The sequence below is a fragment of the Flagellimonas olearia genome (assembly GCF_004150225.1).
GTDB classification, from domain to species: domain Bacteria; phylum Bacteroidota; class Bacteroidia; order Flavobacteriales; family Flavobacteriaceae; genus Flagellimonas; species Flagellimonas olearia.
The window spans coordinates 148,301-171,279 of sequence record NZ_ML142908.1; the positions used below are offsets into that span (position 1 = coordinate 148,301).

The 22,979-nt window shown below is 44.5% G+C and carries 18 protein-coding genes; 12 read left to right on the plus strand and 6 right to left on the minus strand.

Annotated elements, in window-relative coordinates; all coding sequences use genetic code 11:
• Positions 1-8: 8 nt before the first annotated feature.
• From DN53_RS05930 to DN53_RS05940, 3 genes are all read right to left on the minus strand, one after another.
• A complete protein-coding gene (locus DN53_RS05930) occupies positions 9-1,229 on the minus strand; it encodes a TolC family protein (RefSeq protein WP_129653479.1) in 1,221 nt (406 codons plus the stop codon).
• Positions 1,226-4,963, minus strand: a complete 3,738-nt coding sequence (locus tag DN53_RS05935; protein ID WP_129653480.1) for an efflux RND transporter permease subunit — start codon at positions 4,961-4,963, stop codon at positions 1,226-1,228. Before DN53_RS05935 ends, DN53_RS05930 begins: the two co-directional genes overlap by 4 nt.
• A gap of 92 nt (positions 4,964-5,055) precedes the next feature.
• Positions 5,056-5,418, minus strand: a complete 363-nt coding sequence (locus DN53_RS05940) for an HYC_CC_PP family protein (protein ID WP_242502079.1) — start codon at positions 5,416-5,418, stop codon at positions 5,056-5,058.
• 154 nt (positions 5,419-5,572) lie between these two features.
• Here DN53_RS05940 and DN53_RS05945 point away from each other — a divergent pair, with 154 nt between their 5' ends.
• The 7 genes from DN53_RS05945 (at position 5,573) to rodA (ending at position 13,305) form a co-directional block, all read left to right on the plus strand.
• Positions 5,573-6,025, plus strand: a complete 453-nt coding sequence (locus DN53_RS05945; RefSeq protein WP_129653482.1) for a GAF domain-containing protein — start codon at positions 5,573-5,575, stop codon at positions 6,023-6,025.
• Between the two features lie 90 nt (positions 6,026-6,115).
• On the plus strand, positions 6,116-7,648 hold the full coding sequence (purH, locus tag DN53_RS05950; protein ID WP_129653483.1) for a bifunctional phosphoribosylaminoimidazolecarboxamide formyltransferase/IMP cyclohydrolase: 1,533 nt from the start codon (positions 6,116-6,118) through the stop codon (positions 7,646-7,648).
• 55 nt (positions 7,649-7,703) lie between these two features.
• On the plus strand, positions 7,704-8,732 hold the full coding sequence (locus DN53_RS05955; RefSeq protein ID WP_116216229.1) for a rod shape-determining protein: 1,029 nt from the start codon (positions 7,704-7,706) through the stop codon (positions 8,730-8,732).
• Between the two features lie 62 nt (positions 8,733-8,794).
• The gene (mreC, locus tag DN53_RS05960; protein ID WP_129653484.1) at positions 8,795-9,610 is read left to right on the plus strand and encodes a rod shape-determining protein MreC; all 816 of its coding nucleotides are present in this window, start codon (positions 8,795-8,797) and stop codon (positions 9,608-9,610) included.
• On the plus strand, positions 9,603-10,109 hold the full coding sequence (locus DN53_RS05965; RefSeq protein ID WP_129653485.1) for a rod shape-determining protein MreD: 507 nt from the start codon (positions 9,603-9,605) through the stop codon (positions 10,107-10,109). The genes mreC and DN53_RS05965 overlap by 8 nt, the downstream gene beginning before the upstream one ends.
• 54 nt (positions 10,110-10,163) lie before the next feature.
• Positions 10,164-12,032 carry a peptidoglycan D,D-transpeptidase FtsI family protein gene (locus DN53_RS05970; protein WP_129653486.1) on the plus strand — a complete coding sequence of 623 codons (1,869 nt, stop codon included), beginning with the start codon at positions 10,164-10,166 and terminating at the stop codon, positions 12,030-12,032.
• On the plus strand, positions 12,022-13,305 hold the full coding sequence (gene rodA, locus DN53_RS05975; protein ID WP_129653487.1) for a rod shape-determining protein RodA: 1,284 nt from the start codon (positions 12,022-12,024) through the stop codon (positions 13,303-13,305). The genes DN53_RS05970 and rodA overlap by 11 nt, the downstream gene beginning before the upstream one ends.
• Here the strand turns inward: rodA and DN53_RS05980 are convergent.
• Entirely contained in the window at positions 13,302-14,096 is a 795-nt protein-coding gene (locus tag DN53_RS05980) for a DNA/RNA non-specific endonuclease (RefSeq protein WP_129653488.1), read from the minus strand. The two genes, rodA and DN53_RS05980, sit on opposite strands and share 4 nt — an antisense overlap.
• Before the next feature lie 172 nt (positions 14,097-14,268).
• Positions 14,269-16,449: a carboxy terminal-processing peptidase gene (locus tag DN53_RS05985; protein ID WP_129653489.1), complete on the minus strand. Its 2,181-nt coding sequence runs from the start codon at positions 16,447-16,449 to the stop codon at positions 14,269-14,271.
• 201 nt (positions 16,450-16,650) lie between these two features.
• Between DN53_RS05985 and surE the strand changes: the two genes are divergently transcribed.
• Genes surE through DN53_RS06010 form a run of 5 tightly spaced genes read left to right on the plus strand, consistent with a single transcriptional unit; the run spans position 16,651 to position 21,444 of the window.
• The gene (gene surE, locus DN53_RS05990) at positions 16,651-17,430 is read left to right on the plus strand and encodes a 5'/3'-nucleotidase SurE (RefSeq protein WP_129653490.1); all 780 of its coding nucleotides are present in this window, start codon (positions 16,651-16,653) and stop codon (positions 17,428-17,430) included.
• Entirely contained in the window at positions 17,420-17,707 is a 288-nt protein-coding gene (locus DN53_RS05995; RefSeq protein WP_129653491.1) for a hypothetical protein, read from the plus strand. The genes surE and DN53_RS05995 overlap by 11 nt, the downstream gene beginning before the upstream one ends.
• A 20-nt stretch (positions 17,708-17,727) precedes the next feature.
• Positions 17,728-18,840, plus strand: coding sequence for a lipid-A-disaccharide synthase (gene lpxB / locus DN53_RS06000; protein ID WP_129653492.1), 1,113 nt, complete (start codon positions 17,728-17,730; stop codon positions 18,838-18,840).
• A gap of 34 nt (positions 18,841-18,874) precedes the next feature.
• Positions 18,875-19,420, plus strand: a complete 546-nt coding sequence (locus DN53_RS06005) for a C40 family peptidase (RefSeq protein ID WP_129654038.1) — start codon at positions 18,875-18,877, stop codon at positions 19,418-19,420.
• Between the two features lie 17 nt (positions 19,421-19,437).
• Complete coding sequence (locus DN53_RS06010) at positions 19,438-21,444, plus strand: ComEC/Rec2 family competence protein (protein WP_129653493.1); 2,007 nt, start codon at positions 19,438-19,440, stop codon at positions 21,442-21,444.
• Here DN53_RS06010 and DN53_RS06015 read toward each other — a convergent pair.
• Entirely contained in the window at positions 21,441-22,973 is a 1,533-nt protein-coding gene (locus DN53_RS06015) for a peptide MFS transporter (protein WP_129653494.1), read from the minus strand. The two genes, DN53_RS06010 and DN53_RS06015, sit on opposite strands and share 4 nt — an antisense overlap.
• Positions 22,974-22,979: the final 6 nt, after the last annotated feature.

Consider the following 22,979-nt stretch of genomic DNA (forward strand, 5'->3'; position numbering starts at 1 on the left):
AAATTAAATTACTTGTTGATTACATAATTGATCAAGGCAGATTGCACATAGTACATCTGCACAGATTGTATTTGATTGAGTTGAAATTTTAATTGCAACTCCTGAATGTCCAGTACATCATTGAAATCAATGGTGCCTGTTTCATAGTTTTTGATGAGGATTTCCTCGGCATCCTTGGCCTGATCCAGATTTTTAGCCTGAATCGTATAGGCAATCCGGGCCTCGTTACGCTGTGAAAGGGCTTTGGCAAATGTGTTTTCCAACACATTCAAACGTTCCTGTTTTTGCAGTTCGATCTCTTGCTGACGCATTTGGTTTTGTTTGGTCACAGACTTGAACTTATTGTTAAAAATGGGAATGGAAAGGGTTACCATGGGCATTACAATATCCTTTCCATTATCACTAAAGCTCATATCGGGTCGTTCCGAAACGGTTACATAGTCCAATCCAAATCCAAGACTTGGAGCATTCTCCTTTTGGTTGAGCAGCTCAGACTGCACCACGGATTCGTACAATTGGTCATACTTGAGAAGTTCAGGGTTCAGGGTCAATGCTTCCTTTTCAAGAATGGGGTCTTCCTCCGGAATACCCATTTCATCTACCACCTCAATCGAAATGCTCTCACCCCGATTCAATAGGTTATTGAACACGGCCTGTTCCGCTAGGTATTGTTGCTGCAATACTTCTTTTTGTTGTTGAAGTTCGTTCTGTCTGATCTGGAGTTTGAGCACATCCACTGCCGAAGCCTTTCCCACTTCCACTGAAGTAAGGGCCAAGCGTTCATAGGTTTTGAGCAAGGCAATGTTCTCCTCGAGCTTGTCCTGGGTTGCCCGCAGTGCATACAATCGGTAATAGGATTGGGCTACGGACAATGCCAATTTGCGTTTGGCTATGACAATTTCCACATACTCGGCCTCGGCCATGGAACTGGCGTAGTTTTCACGGGCTGTAATGGTCCCAAACCAGGGCAGCATCTGTGATACTGAAAATCGGGCTCTCTGTGGACCGGTCCGTGTTTCAGGTTCGCTCACAAAATAACCCGCACCTATGGTCGTGTTGGGTAAGGTATTTACCTCATCCACCTTTTCCTTGGCGATGTTGTACCGTAGCTCCAAAGCCTGGATCAATGGATTGTTCTGCTCCGCCTCCTGAAGATACAGTTCCAATGTCTGGGCATTCATTCCAACCGTCAAAAGGGCAAATGCCATAAAAATGAGATTCTTTTTCATCGATTTTGCATTTTAAGTTGCCACTCGCTTTTCCAACTGAACAATACAGGCACTACAAACAGGGTGATCAATGCGATCAGCATTCCTCCAAAACTGGGAATGGCCATGGGAATCATAATATCGCTTCCCCGTCCGGTACTCGTCAACACGGGTAAAAGGGCCAAAATGGTGGTCGCCGTGGTCATTAAACACGGTCTGATGCGCTTCTCCCCCGCTTCCAAAACCGATTCCCTGATGGCTTCCATGGAGGTAGGAGTATTTTTCCGAAAGGTCTGCGTTAAATAGGTGGCCATGACCACTCCGTCATCCGTGGCAATTCCGAAAAGGGCTATGAACCCTACCCAGACCGCAACACTCAGATTGATAGGATGCATTTGGAACAGGTCCCGTAGGTTTTCGCCAAAAAAACTGAAGTTCAAGAACCAATCCTGACCATACAGCCATATCATTAAAAATCCTCCGGCAAAGGCTACGGCAATTCCTGTGAACACCATCAAGGAGGTGGCCACGGACCGAAATTGAAAATATAGGATGAGGAAAATGATCAATAGCGCCAAGGGCACCACTACGGACAATGTCTTTTCTGCCCGGAGTTGGTTTTCATAGGTCCCCGTGAACTGATAGCTGATTCCCTTGGGCACCACCAACGCACCGCTATCAATTTTTTCCAAAATCTTGGCTTGGGCATTTTCAACCACATCTACTTCGGCAAAACCATCCAGCTTATCAAAAAGTACATAGCCTACCAAAAAGGTATCCTCACTTTTGATGACCTGCGGACCTTGTTCGTATTTTATGGTGACCAATTCGCTCAACGGAACCGGGTTACCCTTTTCCACGGGCACATAAATATTGCCGATATCCGTTGGGTTTTCCCTGAGTTCCCGGGGATAGCGCACCCGAACCCCATAGCGTTCCCTTCCTTCAACGGTCTGGGTCAAGGTCATGCCGCCAATGGCCACCTCAAGGATTTGTTGCACATCTTCGATGACCACACCGTATCGCACCAACCTTTCACGGTCAATATCAATCAGCAAATAGGGTTTACCCACAATACGATCGGCGAAGACTGCCTCGTCCTTTACCCCATCAGCTTCTTTGAGGATGGACTCCAACTGCATCCCAAACGCCTCGATTTCCTTTAAATCCTGCCCTTTGACCTTAATTCCCATGGGAGCGCGCATCCCGGTCTGAAGCATCACCAAACGGGTCTCAATGGGTTGTAATTTGGGGGCAGAGGTAATTCCAGGCAATCGGGTCACCTTCACAATTTCATCCCAAATGTCATCCGGGCTTTTGATCTCGGGACGCCAATTCCTAAAATATTCCCCATCGGAATCTGGAGTCAGCAGCTTTCTGTCAATCCGCAATGGTTCACTTACATGGGAATTTGTGTAATTCCCTTCATTCTGAACTTTGAGATTGGGATTGGCGGCCACTTTTCCGTTCTTCAACACAAAATACCCATCTTCATTTACCTTAAAACGTTGTGGTGATCCTGATTCATTTTTCTCGTATTCGGAGCGATATTGGATCACATTTTCATACATGGAAAGCGGAGCGGGGTCCAAGGCCGATTCGGTCCTTCCAGATTTCCCCACCACGGTTTCAATTTCAGGGATGGTGGCCACAGCCATATCCAGCTGCTGCAGCACCCTTTTGTTTTCCTCTACCCCGGCATGTGGGAGCGAGGTGGGCATCAACAGAAATGAGCCTTCGTTAAGGGAGGGCATAAATTCTTGACCTGTGTTACGCATGATCAAAAACCCGAAGACCACAATCACAGTTGGGACTGAAAGAAACAGTAGTTTGTTCTCCAAAGCCCACAACAAAATCCGATGGTAATATTTTCGGAACAGATAGAACACTCCCAACAGTACCCCACAAATCAACCCCACAAAAATTAGGTTGATGGCTATGCTGCGATCAAACCCGAGAGGTCTCCAATAGGTTGCCAATAAAAACAGAATGGTGGTGATACAAAGGGCTACATTGAGCCACGTAACCTCCTTTTCAGATACCAACTCTTTCAACCTTAAAATGCCTAAAACTCCAAAAGCCACCAAAGTCAGACCAAGCCAATGCCCAAAAACGATGGCTGTTACCCCCAAAGCCACAAGCACTCCATTCCAAATGTATTTTAGGAGAGGACCCTGCGATTTTCTTTTGAAAATGATGGCCGCAAACGGCGGAATGAGGAAGAGGGCCACAATTACCGAAGCTGCCAAGGCCATGGTCTTGGTAAATGCCAATGGACGGAACAGCTTCCCTTCGGCCCCTACCATGGTAAATACCGGGATAAAACTGATGATAGTGGTAAGAACCGCTGTCAATATGGCTCCAGAAACTTCTGATGTGGCATTGTAGACCACTGCGTTTATGGGTAGATTTTGGGTGTTTTCATCCCGATGCCGGATAATGTTTTCGGAAAGGATTACACCAACATCCACCATGGTACCAATGGCGATGGCAATTCCGGAAAGGGCCACAATATTGGCATCCACCCCAAACAGTTTCATGGAAATGAAGACCATGAGCACGGCCACTGGGAGCAATCCCGATATCAATAACGAAGCCCTCAGGTTGAAGACCATTACCACAATCACCAAAATGGTGATCAGTATTTCCAAGGTCAATGCTTCATTTAAAGTGCCCAAGGTTTCTTGAATGAGTTCCGTGCGGTCATAAAATGGAACGATGGTCAACTGCGATGTAGTACCGTCCTTTAATTCCTTGGACGGTAATCCGGCGCTGAGCTCCTTTATTTTTTCCTTTACATTGTTGATCACCTCCAAGGGATTGGCCCCATATCGTGCCACAACGGCCCCACCGACCACCTCGGCACCTTCCTTGTCCAAAATACCCCTTCGAACCGCCGGCCCCAAGGAAACATGGGCCACATCCTGTACTCTTATAGCAGTATAATCCGTTGAAGTGACCACAGCATTTTTAATATCTTCCAAGGATTTGATGTACCCCAGTCCACGGACCAAATATTCTGCCTTGTTGATTTCCAAGGTCTGAGCGCCAATATCCCGATTGCTCTGCTTTATGGCCTTTACCACTTGATCCAATCCAATATTGTACTGTTTGAGCAATTCTGGATTTACATCAATTTGGTATTCCTGCACAAATCCACCTATGGAGGCGACTTCAGAAACCCCACTGGCCGAGGACAGGGCATACTTTACATAGTAATCTTGAACGCTCCGCAGTTCCTGCAAATCCCATCCGCCGGTAACATTGCCTTCTTCGTCCCGTCCTTCCAAAGTGTACCAGAAGATTTGCCCCAAGGCAGTGGCATCGGGGCCCAATGCCGGATTTACCCCACTGGGCAATACGTTATTGGGTAAGGAATTCAGTTTTTCAAGAATACGGCTTCGGCTCCAATAAAATTCCACATCTTCCTCAAAAATGATGTAGATACTGGACAGTCCGAACATGGAAGAACTCCGTATGGTCTTTACTCCAGGGATACCCAACAACGAAGTGGTCAACGGATAGGTGACCTGATCTTCCATGTCTTGGGGTGACCTTCCGGGCCACTGGGTAAATACAATCTGTTGGTTTTCTCCAATATCGGGGATGGCATCCACTGCAACAGGGTTTTTGGGCAAAAAGCCAGTGCCCCAGTCAAATGGAATGTTCACCGTACCCCAACCTACAAAAAGGACTAGGAGTAAAACGGCCACTAATTTGTTCTCTATGAGAAATTTGATGCTCTTGTTCAGCATAAAGGTTTGATTTAAACAATTGGATCAAGAAAAAAGTGCATAAAAGGGCACGCCCAACCACAAGGGGCCGGGTACAATCAACCAATGTTAAATCAAATGAGGAAAGTCTGATGCAGCACTTGCACGTCCTGTATCAGTGGGGGTGGAGCGTAGTCCCTAAAGGCACTGACCTCCTCCACATTGTTTTCGAAAAGATAAAAATAGGAATGGACGAAGCTTACTAAAAACAGCTGTTGTCCCACACTAAAATCATCAAAAGAGATTTTTAGGTCATCCTGACCTTGAACGGTGAAGGACTCATCATCACAACAAGATTTTTCCATCTCCATGTCCATACCGCAATCATCCGCATGGGCAAAAAAGGAAATATCCTGAACCTTACCCATACAAATATGCTTGTCTACGGTCCAAGAAACTGTTGAGGCCAAGACCAAAAGGGCCATTACAGACGACATAATTTGATGAAAAACCTGTTTCATTTCCCTACAAAACTACAAAATTTAGCGATTTATTGTTTTGTTTAACAGAAGTTTAAAAATACGGACCCGTAAGTTTGTCGCTTTATATCGAACAAATCCCCTATTCCATACCTTTGCAAAAAATAGATGTATGCTGGCAACCCTTCAACCCAAAGTACTTTCCATCATTGCCGATGATTCGAAAACTGTTGACACCCGTTTGGGTGAAATCTGTGAACTATTACGCAGCGAAGTATCCTATTACGATTGGGTGGGGTTTTACTTCAGAAACGGGGATAAAGAAGAATTAAAATTGGGTCCTTACGCAGGTGCACCCACGGACCATACCATTATCCCTTTTGGAAAAGGCATTTGCGGACAGGTGGCAGTGAGCAACCAGAATTTTGTGGTTCCCGATGTGGCTGCACAGGACAACTATATTGCCTGTAGCATTACCGTTAAAGCGGAAATTGTCGTTCCCTTGTTCGTGAATGGGGAAAATGTGGGGCAAATCGATATCGATTCCAATACCCCGGACCCCTTTTCCGAGGAGGATGAGCGGTTTTTGGAATTCATCAACGAAAAAGTGGCCGGAATTCTGTAAAACTCCTCCATTTTGTTGATAACCCATTCTACTTTTTAGCAACAAAACAAGTACTTTTGTGGGCTTAAGAAATTGATTTTTAAGATACCCATGAAGACTGCCAAAAAAGCCTCCGCTGCACTGATTTCCGTATTCCATAAAGATGGTTTGGAGCCCATCGTAAAAAAACTGGATGAACTCGGCGTAACCCTCTATTCCACAGGAGGAACCGAGACATTTATCCGCAATCTCGGTATCGATGTGGTACCTGTGGAAGATGTTACCAGCTACCCCTCCATTCTAGGTGGACGGGTAAAGACATTGCACCCCAAAGTGTTCGGCGGCATTTTAAATAGACAAGACAACGAAAGTGACGTGGCCCAAATGCAGGAATTTGACATTCCCCAATTGGACATCGTCATCGTAGACCTCTACCCTTTTGAAAAAACCGTGGCCAGTGGCGCCTCGGAACAAGATATTATCGAGAAAATCGATATCGGTGGTATTTCCCTAATCAGGGCCGCTGCCAAAAATTTCAAGGATGTACTTTGTGTTTCTTCCATGGAGGATTACGAAGACTTCCTCAACGTCATTTCCGAAGGAAACGGCACCACCACCTTGGAAGACCGTAAGCGTTTTGCCGCCAAGGCATTCAACGTTTCCTCACACTATGACACGGCCATTTTCAACTATTTCAATGCGGAAAAAGAAGAAACCGTACTCAAGATCAGTGAAACCAAAGGCCAAGTGTTGCGTTATGGTGAAAACCCCCACCAAAAAGGATTCTTCTTTGGGGATTTTGATGCCATGTTCACCAAATTGCACGGTAAGGAGCTTTCCTATAACAATTTGTTGGATGTGGATGCAGCGGTGAACCTGATGGGAGAATTTGTGAACGACGATCCAACTTTCGCCATTTTAAAACACAACAATGCCTGTGGCCTTGCCACCCGAAGCACCATCAAACAAGCTTATGTGGATGCCTTGGCCGGTGACCCGGTATCTGCTTTTGGCGGGATTTTGATTTCCAACGTTGAAATTGATGCTGAAACCGCAGCGGAGATCCACAACCTGTTCTGCGAAGTGGTCATTGCACCGAGCTATTCCGATGAAGCCCTGGAAACCCTAAAAGGAAAAAAGAACCGTATCATCCTTGTTCAAAACCAAGTAAGCCTACCTGAGACTTTGGTCCGCACTTGTTTGAACGGATTCTTGGTTCAGGACAAAGATTCCAAAACCGATGCAAAAGAGGACTTGAATCCTGTTACAGATAAAAAACCGACTTCAGAGGAAATCGAAGATTTGATTTTCGCTTCCAAATTGTGCAAGCACACCAAAAGCAATACTATTGTTTTGGCCAAGAACAAACAACTATGCGCCAGTGGAACAGGTCAGACTTCTCGAGTGGACGCTTTGAACCAAGCCATCCATAAAGCAGGGTCGTTCAATTTCGATTTAAACGGTGCCGTAATGGCCAGTGATGCCTTTTTCCCTTTTCCGGATTGTGTTGAGATTGCAGACAAGGCAGGCATCAAAAGTGTCATCCAACCGGGAGGGTCCATCAAAGATCAATTGAGCATTGATTATTGCAACGAAAACGGAATGGCCATGGTAATGACAGGCACACGGCATTTTAAACATTAATTTTAGTACATTAGCCGGTAATTTTTTACCGTTAATCCGAAAATAAACGCTTTTTATGGGATTTTTTGATTTCATGACCGAGGAAATTGCCATTGACCTTGGTACTGCAAATACCCTGATCATCCACTTGGATAAAGTGGTGGTGGACAGCCCTTCCATTGTGGCAAGGGATCGCGTGTCCGGAAAAATCATCGCGGTGGGGCGCGAAGCTAACATGATGCAGGGAAAGACCCATGAAAATATAAAGACCATACGGCCGTTGAAGGACGGGGTTATCGCCGATTTTGATGCTTCGGAAAAGATGATCAATATGTTCATCAAGAACATTCCGGCCCTAAAGAAAAAGTGGTTCCCACCAGCATTGCGAATGGTCATTTGTATCCCTTCCGGTATCACCGAAGTGGAAATGCGTGCGGTCCGGGAATCTGCGGAAAGGGTAAACGGCAAGGAAGTATACCTCATCCATGAGCCCATGGCCGCAGCCATTGGTATTGGATTGGATATTATGCAGCCCAAAGGAAACATGATCGTGGATATTGGTGGGGGTACCACCGAAATCGCGGTAATTGCATTAGGGGGTATTGTCTGTGATAAATCAGTGAAAATTGCAGGTGACGTGTTCACCAACGACATTATCTATTACATGCGCACCCAACACAACCTTTATGTAGGGGAAACTACCGCTGAAGCCATTAAAATAGAGATTGGATCGGCCACTGAGGACCTCAAGTCGCCCCCAGAGGATAAATCCATCCAAGGACGGGACTTGTTGACCGGGAAGCCAAAACAGGTGCAGGTGTCTTATCGTGAAATTGCCAAAGCCTTGGACAAAAGTATTTTACGAGTTGAAGATGCTGTAATGGAAACACTATCGCAAACCCCTCCAGAACTTGCCGCCGATATCTATAACACTGGTATTTATTTGGCCGGGGGTGGCTCCATGCTCCGTGGATTGGACAGAAGACTTTCCCAAAAAACAGACCTTCCCGTATATATTGCGGAAGACCCATTGCGAGCTGTGGTTCGCGGAACGGGCATTGCACTGAAAAATTTGGAACGCTACAAAAGCATCCTGATCAAATAATCGGGGCTTAGTAGTTTTCAATTCGCTTAAGGGCGTTTAAACTCTCATAACGATACGATTGCATGCAACGGATCATCAACTTTGTTTTACGCAATAGAAATGCCTTCCTATATGGTTTTCTCCTGCTTATTTCATTGGTGATCACCATTAGATCGCATTCCTACCATCAATCCAAATTTTTTAATTCCTCCAAATGGTTGACGGGCAACGTGTATGGCTCAGCTGCTGATATTTCATCCTATTTCGGACTTCGGGAAGAGAATAATAGGCTGGTCAGGGAAAACGAACAGTTGCGAAAAATGCTGTTTAATCTGAAAGTTGACAGTGTACAGCCCTTGGATTCTACTTTGACCGCTTACGAAGTTCTCAGTGCCCGACTGATCAAGAACAGTTTTACCTCCCCAAGAAACTATATCACCATTGATAAAGGAGAAAACCAAGGGGTAAAACAGGACATGGGAGTCATTACCACCAAAGGCATTTTGGGTATTGTTGAAAACGTATCCTCAAATTTTGCCACGGTACAGAGCGTGCTCAACACCAAATCCAACATCAATGCCAAGATCAAGCACTCTGAATATTTTGGGTCATTGGTCTGGACCGCTGAGGATTATACCATTGCCCAATTGGTGGATATCCCCCGATTGGTCCCATTAGTGGTTGGCGATACCATTGTCACCGGTGGCATGTCCAGCATATTTCCGGAAAACATCCCTATTGGCACCATCAAAAAATACGATCTTAATGCGGCAGGGAGTTTTTATAATATTGATGTTGAGCTGTTCAATGATATGGCCAACATAAAGAATGTGTACCTAATAGAAAACAAAAACAAGGAAGAAATAAAAGCATTGGAGGCAAGAACCTTAAATGAATAACACCGTATTTTTAAATAGTCTTCGGTTTGTACTGCTGATATTGGCGCAAGTATTGATTTTCAATGCCATGAACTTTATGGACAGCATCAATCCCTTGGTCTATGTCATTTTCTTTTATTGGTATCCCATCAAGGGAAACCGTACCTTATTCATGCTCATTTCTTTTTTGTTGGGATTAATCATCGACATTTTTTCGGACACCATGGCCCTGAACGCCATTGCCTCCTTGACCGTTGCCTATGCCAGACCCGTAATCATGCGTTTTTGTTTTGGGGTAAACTATGAATTCCAAAACTTCAGCTTTAAAAATACCACCAAAGTCCAGCGCATTACCTTTATGGCTTTGTTGATATTGATCCATCAACTTGTTTTCTTTTCGTTGGAAATTTTAAGTTTTGCCCACATCCTTTTAATTTTGAAAAAAGTTTTTGCCACAGGTCTTGTAACTTTGGTGCTATGTACGCTCTTTAGTTCTCTTTTTAGCCCAACAAGCGAATAAAAAAGACAATGTCACGTTGAACTATAGAGGTTTAGACCTTAAACCATTTTGTCCATGAAAAAACTGCTGCTATCTTCCGTGGTCGTCTTAATAGGATTCACCTTTATAGGTAGACTTTCCTATTTGCAGCTTTTTCGTTTTTCTCCCGATCAAATATTGGATGATCCCGCCATCAAAAAAATCTACGACTATCCCGAACGGGGATATATCTATGACCGCAATGGGGAACTCATGGTGGGCAATCAACCTGCCTATGATGTCATGGTAATACCTCGGGAAGTAACGCCTTTGGACACTTTGGAATTTTGCGATCTTTTGGGTATTGAAAAAGACGCTTTTTTGGATAAAATGGAAAAAGCAAGAACCTATTCCCCAAGACTTCCTTCGGTAATGGTCCCCCAGCTTTCCAAAGAGGACTATGCCAAATTACAGGAAAAAATGAGGCATTATGCCGGGTTCTATATCCAAAAACGCTCCCTGCGCTATTACGCCACCAATAGTGCCGCCAATGTATTAGGGTACATTAGTGAGGTAAATGAATGGGAACTCAAGAATAATCCCAACTATGTGGCTGGAGAACTAAAAGGACATACAGGTGTTGAGAAACAATATGAAGAGGTATTAAGAGGTCGAAAAGGAGTAAAACATATTCAGAAAGACCGCTTTAACCGAGATATCGGCCCTTATAAAAGCGGAAAACTGGATACCCTTCCTGAACAAGGCAAGGAAATCCATATCACCTTGGACAAAAAGCTTCAGGAATACGGAGAAAGACTTATGCACGGTAAGCATGGTGGTATTGTTGCCATAGAACCAAAATCCGGCGAAATCCTGGCCATGATCTCTGGTCCCACCTATGACCCTGCTCTTTTGGTGGGAAGACAGCGTTCCAAAAATTACAGTAAGCTTCACTTTGACACTATTTCCAAACCCACATGGGACCGTTCCATTTTGGCACAACCCTCGCCTGGGTCTCCCTTTAAAACCTTGAATGCCCTGATCGGATTGCAAGAAGGGGTCATACAACCTGAGACCAAATTTCGGTGTTACCATGGTTTTTATGTGGGCAACACACTCCGAGGCTGTCACTGCGGTGGTGGGGTACGCGATTTAAATTCAGGAATCCAACAATCCTGCAATGCCTATTTTGCCGGGGTTTTTAGAAAAATCTACGATAAATATCGCACCACGGATGAAGGCATGGATGCCTGGGAAAAACATATGAAGAGCTTTGGTCTGGGCAACTATCTGGGAACCGACTTACCCACTGGCGCGCCCGGCCGAATACCCGACAAAGATTATTATGACAAATGGTATGGTGATGGCCGATGGGCTGCATCCACCATCATTTCCAATTCCATAGGGCAAGGTGAGATTGCCGCCACACCCTTACAATTGGCCAATATGACCGCCGCTATTGCCAACCGCGGTTATTTCTACACTCCCCATGTCATCAAAAACATTGGTAATTCGGGAGCCATAGACCCCAAATACACGGAACCTCATTACACTACCATAGATCGGAAATATTTTGACCCTGTTATTGAAGGCATGGCCAATGTGTACAAGTATGGAACAGCCAGATGGATACAGATTCCCGACATTGAAATAGCCGGAAAAACAGGGACGGTAGAAAACTTTATCCGCATTGATGGTGAACGCATGCAACTCACAGACCACTCCGTATTTGTAGCCTTTGCCCCAGTGGAAAACCCTCAGATTGCCTTGGCGGTATATATTGAAAATGGGTATTATGGCGCTCGCTACGCCGGGCATATCGCTTCGCTACTTATTGAAAAATATATCAAGGGCGAAATCACACGAACAGATTTGGAGAAGCGCATGCTGGAAAAGACCCTGGAACACGAATATGCAAAGCCGTATAGTGGAGAACCTTTCAAGATAAACGAATATGTTTGGTAGAGGGGTTTTTGGAAGGATAGACTGGATCACCATTATTCTTTATGCCCTTTTGGTCTTTATAGGATGGATCAATATTTATTCCACCTCCTTAACCGACCAAAGCACTTCCATTTTTGATTTTTCCACGCTTTATGGGAAGCAACTTTTTTTTATCGGGGTATCCCTTTTAGGGATAATTTTGGTCCTTTTTGTGGAATCCAACTTTTTTGAACGCTTTTCCTCCATTTTCTATGTGGTATCCTTATTGCTGTTGGCAGGACTCTTTGTTTTTGGGAAGACCATAGCCGGGGCCACATCATGGTACAACCTTGGATTTTTCAACCTCCAACCTTCGGAGTTGGGAAAGGTGGCAACCGCATTGGCATTGGCCAAATTCTTGAGTGATATACAGACCGACATCAGGACCCGCAAACACCAAATGTATGCCTTGGTCATTATATTGCTGCCGGCTTTTCTCATATTACCCCAACCCGATCCCGGAAGTGCCTTGATTTATTTTGCCTTCTTTTTTGTGCTTTTTCGTGAAGGGTTTCCCCTCTACTATCTCGGTATTTTGTTGTTCATCGTGGCACTCTTTGTTTCCACCCTCATGTTTGGAACGGTATGGGTCACTATCGGCATGGTAGTCATCGCCTTATTGGTATTTACATTTAAAAAGGCATCTCTCAAGATTCCATTGCTACCGGTGCTGGGGGTCATTATCATATCCACATTGTTTTCCCTTTCGGTGAACTTTGTATACGAAAATGTGTTTGAACAGCGCCATCGCGATCGTTTCACGCTATGGTTGGGTCTGGAAAAGGATGAGAAAAAGCTGGAGGAAATCAGAAAGACCATTGGCTACAACACCTATCAATCTGAAAAGGCCATTGAATCCGGAGGGTTCTTTGGCAAGGGCTTTTTGGAAGGTACCCGGACCAAAGGTGATTTTGTCCCCGAGCAACATACGGATTATATTTTTAGCTCCGTAGGCGAGGAATGGGGGTTTTTGGGAACTGCAACCGTAATATTGTTGTTTTCCGTTTTCTTTTTACGATTGATCTATATCGCGGAGCGACAAAAAAGTGATTTTAGCCGCATGTACGGGTATGGGGTCATTTCCATTTTGGTGTTCCACTATTTTATTAACATTGGCATGGTAATCGGACTCTTGCCCACCATTGGGGTACCTCTGCCCTTTTTTAGTTATGGAGGTTCCGGACTCATTTTCTTTACAATGCTGCTTTTTATCTTTTTGAAATTGGATTCCAACCGCTTAAAGGACGGTATTTAAAAGTCCCACCCCTCTGCATCCACCTCATGCTCACGGGCATCTTGCCATGTTTTGGGTTGTTGTTCAAAAAAATCCAGTCCCGTTTTTTCCTCCAATACATCAATAGGGACCAAAAAGGTATGCAAGGGCGCGTTGCTCTCCTTATTGGGAATCAAAAAGGCCAACACTCCCCTAGAATCATTCTTTGTATTGAACACGATTTTATAGAATGCCTTAGGCACATCAACATCTTCTTCCCCGATTTCCTCCAGACCCTGCTCCAAAACACCTCCTGTGACCACAAATAAATCCCCATGTTTTTTGCACCACCTCCTTACCTTTTGCTCCAAACGGTTCCAAACCCCCGCGTTAAAATCCCTGTCTTGCGGACTTATATTGCTGGTATAAAAAGTCTCGTTATACGCATACTCGGAAAAGCGTCTGTCCCCTGCTGGGCATAGGTGTCCACGGTCATATCCAGACCCCCTGTAATTTTTCCAATCGGCCGACTTGGTCCGGACCTCAGGGTCTTCTATAAAATAAGGTCGTTTTCTGTCATCATAGGTCAGGTGCTCCTTTTTAAGCTCGTAAGCCACCCATTCGGCCTGCTCATGGGCCTCGCTATAGGAAAGGGAGAAATACTGGTGATGGACCACCTCTCCCGTAGTTGAGCTTGGTAAAAGGACGCCATTGGTTTTCTCATCATTTGTGTTGGGGTCCGTGTAGGTGGCCTGGGTATAAAAATTTTCAAATACCCAAAATCCTATCACACAAACGGCCAAAAGGAGGGCATAAACGGTCTTGTTTTTCATTCTATTGGTTTCACTACAAAGTTGAACAATAATTTATCATCCAAAAAAATAAAGAAGAGCCCTTCCATTGAGGTTTATTTTGATTATCGGGATTTTTACATTCCACAGCATACCCTAAAAGATAAAAGCCGACCCAGTTGGGTCGGCTTTTAATATCTTTCTATAATTCTTATTATCCTTTTACGCTGGCCAATTTACGTTCATTGTTCTTGATGTTGTTCATTTTAAGGTCTTTGAGCACATTAACGGCCTCTTCCACATAGATATCCTTGGCCAGACTCTTGTGCCATCTATCCCTTTTCTCACGCAATACGGAGTCTTGGGTAAACAGTTCGGTTTCATACTCCAAAGACTCAAAAGCCAATTTAGAATCATAATCCCTTAAGGTCTTAAAGCTTTCGGAGCGTTTCTTTGCTTCATTTTCCCTACCGATATAGGTATCATAATTCAAAGATATTACGGTTTCGTCCTGTTGTTCTTTCAACCACTTGGCATTTTCATCGATAAGCTTTATCTGGGCATTGTTTTCCATCCGTTTCTTACTATTGGCCACGGTGGTCTCAAAATCGATATAACCATCCCATACCTTGTAGTCGGCCGGGGTAATCTTATCCCAACCCAATGGGTTTTCCTGATCTCTTTCTCCCAAATCAATATAGCTGTATCTATCGGGAACCACAATGTCACTCTTTACCCCTTCCAACTGGGTAGAGCCTCCATTGATGCGATAGAACTTTTGGGTGGTCAATTTTATCGCTCCCAAATCCCCATGCTCGTTGCTTCGAACAATGTTGTCCAAAGGAATTACATTTTGAACGGTTCCCTTACCAAAGGTCTGCTTGCTTCCAATGATTACGGCACGCTTGTAATCCTGCATGGCCGCGGCCAAAATTTCGGATGCCGATGCGGACAGTTCATTGACAAGAATCACCAATGGACCATCCCACTGTATACGCTCGTCCTTGTCTTCATGTACCTCCTTGCGTTGTCCTGAGGAACGCACTTGGACTATAGGGCCGTCCTTGATGAACAATCCGGCCATTTCCACGACGGTTTTCAGTGATCCACCGCCATTGTCCCTTAGATCTAGAACAATACCTTCTGCTCCTGCCTCCTTGAGACGCTCCACTTCCTTGGCCACATCGGTGGCGGCATTTCTTTCGGTATAGTCCTCAAAATCGATATAAAACTTCGGCAAGTTGATCAATCCAAACTTGTGGGCATCATCTGTCTTTATGGTCGCCGATTTGGCATAGGACTCTTCCAGCTCCACCACATCCCTGACAATGGAGACCACTTCAATGGTCCCATCGACCCTTCTCACAGTAAGGTCCACAATAGTACCTTTGGGGCCTTTGATCAATTTAATAGCATCATCAAGGCGCATTCCCACAATATCAATAGGCTCTTCGCCATCTTGTCCTACTTTTAGGATTTCATCCCCTACTTCCAAAGTCTGGTCTCTCCAAACCGGACCTCCTGAAATGATTTCCACAATTTTTGCACCTTCTGGTCTTTTTTGCAAACGGGCCCCGATACCTTCAAACTTACCGGACATCCCAATGTCAAAACGCTCTTTTTCTTCTGGAGCAAAATAAAACGTATGCGGGTCGAATTCCTCCACTATGGTGTTGATGTACTGTACAAACCAATCCTTTCTTTCCAAATCCCCCACAAAATCGAAGAACTCATCCAAAGTGTTCTTGGTATTTTCACGGGCCTCTTCCTCAGTCAATGCCCTATCCACAGAAGTTGGGATTTCGTTGTATTTCACCAAAACATCTGCAGAAGCCTGGGGGCCATCCCCCTGTGTGGCATCTGAAATACGATTCTCGACTTTGTTTTCAAAAACGGCCAAAGTGTTGTATTTGAGTTGTTTTCTCCAACGTTCCTTGAGCTGTTTTTTATTGGCGGCAAACTCTTGATTGTCATAATCAATATCAATGACCTCATCAAGGGTGTAATCGAAAGGTTCGGCAAGCACTTCCTTATAAATCTCCTTGGCCTCGTTCATCCGTACCATCAAACGTTGGTACACCACATTGAAAAAAGTAATGTCCGTATTCCTGATCTCATCATCAATCATGAATCGGTACTTTTCAAATTCCCTGACATCACTTTCCAAGAAATATCTTTTTGTAGGGTCTAGGATATCAATAAAGTCATCAAAAACATTGGAGCTAAAAGTGTCGTCCAAATCTTTGGGTTCATAATGGCCCCGCTCCAAGACATAGGTAATCAAATCCAACAGTAATTTGTCCTTATCATCGTTCTCAAAGGACTTATTGGTAAAGCTACAAGAGGCGACCGCTACAAGGATCACCAAAAGTGCCAAAACGAAGTTCTTCTTCATAATATGTTTTTATCGGACCGAAACTATCTGCCCCAAGAGGCTGGATTTAGGTTGCGGTTTCCGTCGTTTTTAATTGTATGAATTCCCTAAGATACTGAAAAAACCGTGCCAGTTCTTTATGGGTCCGCTTAATTTTTTGTTAAACGGTCGGGGCATCATATCCTTATGAAAAACGTATTTTTATGCCATTAATTATACGAAATGGAAAAACCACTTATCCTGGTCACCAATGATGATGGAATTACCGCTCCGGGCCTTAGGGCCTTGATACGGACCATGAAAGAAATAGGGGACGTTATTGTTGTGGCCCCGGACAGCCCCCAATCGGGCATGGGACATGCCATTACGGTGGATAGCACCCTGTTCTCCAAAAAGGTGGTCGTGGACCACAAAGAGGGCGCTCCGTTTGAATACAGCTGTAGCGGGACCCCTGCGGATTGTGTAAAATTGGCCCTTCGGGTGATCCTGGACCGAAAACCGGATATTTGTGTGAGTGGCATCAACCACGGCTCCAACTCTTCCATCAACGTCATCTATTCCGGCACCATGAGTGCTGCCATAGAGGCAGGTATCGAAGGTATTCCTGCCATTGGGTTTTCCCTATGCGATTATTCATGGGAGGCCAATTTTGAGCCTTCCTTAAAACCCATCAAAAAGATTGTGGTCGAGGCCTTGGCCAATGGAATTCCAAAGGGAACCGTACTCAATGTGAACATTCCCAAAACCTCGGAAGAGCCCAAAGGCATCAAGGTTTGTAGACAGGCAAGAGGGAATTGGAAGGAGGAGTTTGACAAGCGTACCAGTCCATCTGGAAAGGATTACTACTGGTTAACAGGCGAATTTGAACTTTTGGACAAAGGGGAGGATACGGATGAATGGGCGTTGGCCAATGGTTATATTTCGGTGGTTCCCACCCAATTTGACCTTACGGCCCACCACGCCATTTCGAACATAAACAACTGGAACTTGAATGGACACTAAAAAGGAAATCATTATCGGTTTTGCTGTGGGCATCATAGCAAACACTTTTGGCACTTTACTATACATTCTTTTGTTTTCCGATATCGGTATTGTGGATACCTTCAATGCTGCCGTGGAACAAGGCCATATTGGCAGTTTATTGGCCTTGGGTGCCATTTTGAACCTGATTGCATTCTTCGGGTTTCTCCGCATCAAAAGGGATTTGAGGGCAAGAGGGGTCATGATCGCCACATTGTTGACCGCCTTGGTAATTTTGGCCTACAAAGTTTTGTTCTAATTGAACTTGAGCATTATACGATGAAGTATTATATCATAGCAGGTGAGGCTTCCGGCGATTTGCACGGCTCCAACCTCATCAAGGCACTGAAGCAAGAAGATCATGACGCGGATATCCGTTGTTGGGGCGGTGATTTGATGCAGCAGGCCGGAGGACAGCTGGCCAAGCATTACAAAGACATGGCCTTTATGGGATTTCTTGAGGTAATCATGAACATCCCCACTATTTTTAAAAACATCGCTTTTTGCAAGGAAGACATCAAAAAATTCAATCCGGATGTGGTCATTTTTATTGATTTTTCCGGCTTCAACCTTCGGATAGCCCAATGGGCCAAACAAAACGGTTTTAAAACCAACTACTACATTTCCCCTCAAATATGGGCCTCACGGGAGGGCCGTATCCAAAAAATCAAGCGTGATATTGATGCCATGTACGTTATCCTTCCTTTTGAAAAGGAGTTTTATGAAAAAAAGCATGGATACCCTGTACAGTTTGTGGGTCACCCCCTTATCGATGCCATAGAGAACACCCCTTTGGTGGACGAGGCCACTTTCAGAAAAGAAAATGGATTGGAGGCCCAGAAACCTATCATTGCCTTGCTTCCCGGAAGCAGAAAACAGGAGATCCAAAAGATGTTGGACGTGATGCTGTCCGTAAGAAGCAATTTTTCCGAATATCAATTCGTGATTGCCGGGGCCCCAAGCCTACCCGACGAATTTTACGCTCCTTTCCTAAAGGAAAACAGGGTAGGTTATGTATCCAACAAAACCTATTCCTTACTCAAACATTCCCATGCGGCATTGGTCACCAGTGGAACGGCCACTTTGGAAACGGCCCTTTTTGGCATCCCCCAAGTGGTGTGCTACAAGGGCAATTGGATTTCGTACCAAATTGCCAAACGCATCATCACACTCGACTTTATTTCACTGGTCAATCTGATTATGGGAAGAGAGGTGGTCAAAGAACTCATCCAAAATGACCTGACCACCAAAAACCTCAAAAAAGAGCTTTCAAAAATAGTGGTCGGCCCAGAGCGGGAACGCATTTTAGAAGACTATGAATTACTACGCGAAAAATTAGGCGGAAAAGGTGCCAGTCAATTAGCCGCCCGATTAATCGTTGAAAATGCTTAGATTTAACGTCCAAGAAAGCAATACAATTTCTTGGATGTTACGCAAAACCATTTTCTTACTGTTTCTTTTTGCCCTAATCGGCTGCGGCCCAGGCAAGAGAAAACGAACCTACAGCAAGACCCGAACCGTTACGGTAGAGGGGTCCACCGAAGAGACATCCCCCAAAGAAAAACCAGAAAAGGAAGAACGTGAAAATGCCAAGGCCGAGGCCATCATTTCCACCGCTATGGGCTTTTCTGGAACACGCTACAAATACGGGGGCACCACCAAAAAAGGTATGGATTGTTCTGGATTGGTCTATATTTCCTTAAAGGAAAACGAAATCCTATTCCCAAGAACTTCGTACCAAATGGCCCTAGAGGGCGAAAAAATTCGGGTGGAAGACGTAGAAAAGGGCGATTTGCTCTTTTTTAAGACAAGTAAAACAGGAAAACGCATCAACCATGTGGGCCTTGTAGTGGATGTGGATGGAGACGACATTAAATTCATTCATGCCACGACCTCAAGAGGCGTTCTGGTATCCTCATTACGGGAGGGATATTGGAACTATGCCTTTGTAAAGGCCATGCGTATCTTGTAGTGCGTTCGTTTAATTTTGTGTCCATCAAACTCACGGTGTTTCTCATTGTGGGAATTGTTTTGGGCTTTTATCTGGATATCGCACCTCGCATCCCGTTCATTGTGATTTGTATCCTGTTCCCCGTCCTGTACTTTACCTATAAAAGACAGGCAAGGGATGGTATTCCCTTTTTTGAGTTGACCACCCTGCTTATAACCACATCCTTAGGTATGTTGGTGGTTGGTCTATCGCTCTCCAATAATTTGGAGAACCACTATTCACATTACAATCTTACCAAAGACCAATCATGGGAGCTTCAGGTAAAGGAGGTGTTAAAGCCCAATCCCTATACACAACGTTATGTGGTTGAAGTGGAAGGTCTGGAACAAAAGGAGGCAACAGGCAAACTATTGCTCAGCCTTCCTGTAGATTCCATCAAAAAGAGCTTTAAAATTGATGATGAACTTTTTGTGTTCTCCAAGGCAGAAGCCATTCAACCTCCCCTGAATCCTCATCAGTTCAATTACAAGGGCTATCTGAAAAAGCAGGGCATCTTTCATCAGATACGGACGAATCATGAATCTATTGTCGTGCAAGAAACATCCTCTTCGACCATGGCTGGATTGGCCTCGAATTTCAGGGAACACCTCATTGCAAAACTGAAAGAGTATCCTTTTGGCAAAGACGAACTGGCCGTAATCCAAGCCTTATTATTAGGCCAACGAGACGACATTTCAGAGGAAACCTATAACAACTATTCCAAAGCAGGGGCCATACACATCTTGGCGGTATCCGGACTCCATGTGGGTATCCTCCTTTTTATCTTCCAATTTCTTTTATCGCCTCTGGAGCGTTTCCCAAAGGGAAAAACCTTGAAACTGGTCGGCGTGGTCATACTATTGTGGTCATATGCCTTTGTGGCCGGACTCTCCCCATCCATCGTACGGGCCGTTACCATGTTTTCCTTTGTGGCCTATGCCCTCTATTTGAACCGGCCTACCAACGCCTTCAACATCATTGCACTTTCCATGTGGTTTATTTTGTTGATAAAGCCTCTTTTCTTATTTCAAGTAGGGTTTCAAATGAGTTATGCGGCTGTTTTTGCCATTGTTTGGATCTATCCAAAATTGCAGCGATTTTGGTTCCCGGAGCACATCATCGTCCGCAAAACATGGCAGTTGTTATCCGTGAGCTTGGCCGCCCAATTGGGAGTACTTCCGGTCAGTTTGTTCTATTTCCATCAATTTCCGGCCTTGTTTTTTGTATCCAATCTTTTGATCATTCCCTTTTTGGGTTTGATTTTGGGCCTTGGCATTTTAATCATGGCTTTGGCCCTACTGAATCAACTTCCCACTTTTTTGGTGGTCTCCTATAATTGGGTCATACAAACCATGAATTCCATTGTGGGTTGGGTGGCCCAACAAGAAGAATTTGTAATCAAAGATATTCCGTTTGATGGTGTGCAGTTGATTTTGGGCTATGCCCTGGTCATTTTCGTGGTTGTATTCCTATCCTACCCTAAGCGAAAACCTGCTTTACTATTATGCAGTGGCATCATTGCCTTTCAAACTTGGAGCATTTGGAACCACATACAACTCCGACAGAAAGAAGCCTTTGTCTTGGTCCACAGGTCCCGAAACACCATATTGCTCTACCAGTCGGGCAACGCTTTGCAGATATATGCACAGGACAGCCTTAATGTAGGCAGCATTGTTCGGGATTATTCGGTAGCAGAGCGAATCAAGACCATTGACAACACACCGCTCAAGAACAGCTATTCCATCGGACAAAAAAAGTTGTACATCATGGATAGTTTGGGGATTTATCCAGAAAACAAAAACCAAGATTTTGTCCTGCTTACCCAGTCCCCAAAAATCAATCTGGAGCGTTTATTGGACTCCGTTCGTCCCAAAATGGTACTGGCCGATGGCAGTAATTATCCCAGCTATGTATCTCGCTGGAAAAGAACATGTGCCCAAAAAGAAATCCCTTTCCACCATACCGGTGAAAAGGGACATTATGTTTTTGATTTTGATACGGACTAGTGCACGTTCCCCATCAAACGTTTCATTAATGGTGCAAAAATCAGCACCACGACACCCGCTACCAAGGAATATTTGGCAATAAGACTGAAACCATCCAAATAGACATTCAAGGTATCGAAACCTCCCACATTGCTATCGGTACTCTCAATGGCCAATTGCTTGGAGATGAACCCTACTATTTGGAACGCATAGGCCGATGACAAGAACCATATCCCCATCATAAATGCCACAATACGTTTTGGCGAAAGGTCGGTTATTTTGGAAAGTCCTACGGGTGACATGAACAGCTCCCCTACTGAAATCAAAAAGTATAGGGCAAGCAAATACGAGAAGGGAACCATCCCATTTTCATCCGCGCTGGCCCCGCTCAAAGAAACTGCATAGAAAGCCAACCCGGCCAATACCAATCCCATTCCAAATTTGTATGGTGTCCTTGGATTGAGTTTTTTCTTGGCCAAATAGGTCCACATCACCGATATGGGTATGGAAAGTATAACAATGAACATGGAATTCAAGGCATTCGTCTGGCTCGCATTGATCAAAGAAAGGTTCACATTTCTTGCCGCAAAAAGGGTGATTACACTACCATGAAGCTCATGGAACCCCCAGAATATGGTCATAAAGAAGGTGATCAAAATGGCCATAAAGAGCTTTTTGCGTTCATCCAAAGTAGCTTTGAGCATAATACTGATCATATATATCAGAATACCGACACCTATAAGCTTAAACAATACATTGACAATGTTTTGGTCTTCAAAAAACGAACCTTCTCCTCCAAGGGACTTGTAAGAATGTAGTAAAAAAGCAATCAAAGGTGCCGACAAAAAGGCTATGATGGGAATCAGATGTTTTTGTGGAATTCCCCAAACTTTCTTTTCATAGACTTCCATGCTGGGCGGCTTGCCTCCATCCCCAAATACATTTTTCTTGATTCCACTCCAGAAAAACAATAATCCGGTCAACATGCCTATTCCTGCAAGACCAAATCCGTAATGCCAACCGTAAGTCTGCCCCAACCAACCGCAGAGCAAAGGAGAAATAAACCCTCCAATGTTTATTCCCATATAAAAAATGGTGAAACCTGAATCTTTTCGGGTATCACCATCCTTGTACAACGTTCCCACAAAGGTTGAGATATTGGGCTTGAAAAATCCATTGCCCACAATAATAAAGGCCAAGGCCAAAAAGAAAGCTGCATTATTCTCGATAGCCAGCACAAAATGACCCAAGGCCATTAAAATACCCCCCAAGAAAATAGATGCCCGCATCCCCAAAATAGAATCTGAAATCTTTCCTCCGATTACCGTAGAGGCATAGACCAAGGAACCGTAGGAAGCATATACCGCTGCCGCTGCATAATCACGGGTAGACAAGGCCTCAAAAATAACATTGACCATGTATAACGTAAGCAGGGCCCGCATCCCATAAAAACTAAACCGCTCCCACAGTTCAGCAAAGAATAGATAGAAAAGCCCTTGCGGGTGCCCAAAAAGGGTCTTCTCACTGGCTGGTTTTACAATATCTGACATATACTT

Coding starts and splice junctions, on each gene's coding strand:
- mreC (WP_129653484.1), top strand. CDS start 8,795: ATGCAACGGATCATCAACTTTGTTTTACGCAATAGAAATGCCTTCCTA.
- DN53_RS05930 (WP_129653479.1), bottom strand. CDS start 1,229: ATGAAAAAGAATCTCATTTTTATGGCATTTGCCCTTTTGACGGTTGGA.
- DN53_RS06005 (WP_129654038.1), top strand. CDS start 18,875: ATGTTACGCAAAACCATTTTCTTACTGTTTCTTTTTGCCCTAATCGGC.
- purH (WP_129653483.1), top strand. CDS start 6,116: ATGAAGACTGCCAAAAAAGCCTCCGCTGCACTGATTTCCGTATTCCAT.
- lpxB (WP_129653492.1), top strand. CDS start 17,728: ATGAAGTATTATATCATAGCAGGTGAGGCTTCCGGCGATTTGCACGGC.
- DN53_RS05965 (WP_129653485.1), top strand. CDS start 9,603: ATGAATAACACCGTATTTTTAAATAGTCTTCGGTTTGTACTGCTGATA.
- surE (WP_129653490.1), top strand. CDS start 16,651: ATGGAAAAACCACTTATCCTGGTCACCAATGATGATGGAATTACCGCT.
- rodA (WP_129653487.1), top strand. CDS start 12,022: ATGTTTGGTAGAGGGGTTTTTGGAAGGATAGACTGGATCACCATTATT.
- DN53_RS05940 (WP_242502079.1), bottom strand. CDS start 5,418: ATGTCGTCTGTAATGGCCCTTTTGGTCTTGGCCTCAACAGTTTCTTGG.
- DN53_RS05980 (WP_129653488.1), bottom strand. CDS start 14,096: ATGAAAAACAAGACCGTTTATGCCCTCCTTTTGGCCGTTTGTGTGATA.
- DN53_RS05945 (WP_129653482.1), top strand. CDS start 5,573: ATGCTGGCAACCCTTCAACCCAAAGTACTTTCCATCATTGCCGATGAT.
- DN53_RS05970 (WP_129653486.1), top strand. CDS start 10,164: ATGAAAAAACTGCTGCTATCTTCCGTGGTCGTCTTAATAGGATTCACC.
- DN53_RS05955 (WP_116216229.1), top strand. CDS start 7,704: ATGGGATTTTTTGATTTCATGACCGAGGAAATTGCCATTGACCTTGGT.
- DN53_RS05995 (WP_129653491.1), top strand. CDS start 17,420: ATGGACACTAAAAAGGAAATCATTATCGGTTTTGCTGTGGGCATCATA.
- DN53_RS06015 (WP_129653494.1), bottom strand. CDS start 22,973: ATGTCAGATATTGTAAAACCAGCCAGTGAGAAGACCCTTTTTGGGCAC.
- DN53_RS05935 (WP_129653480.1), bottom strand. CDS start 4,963: ATGCTGAACAAGAGCATCAAATTTCTCATAGAGAACAAATTAGTGGCC.
- DN53_RS05985 (WP_129653489.1), bottom strand. CDS start 16,449: ATGAAGAAGAACTTCGTTTTGGCACTTTTGGTGATCCTTGTAGCGGTC.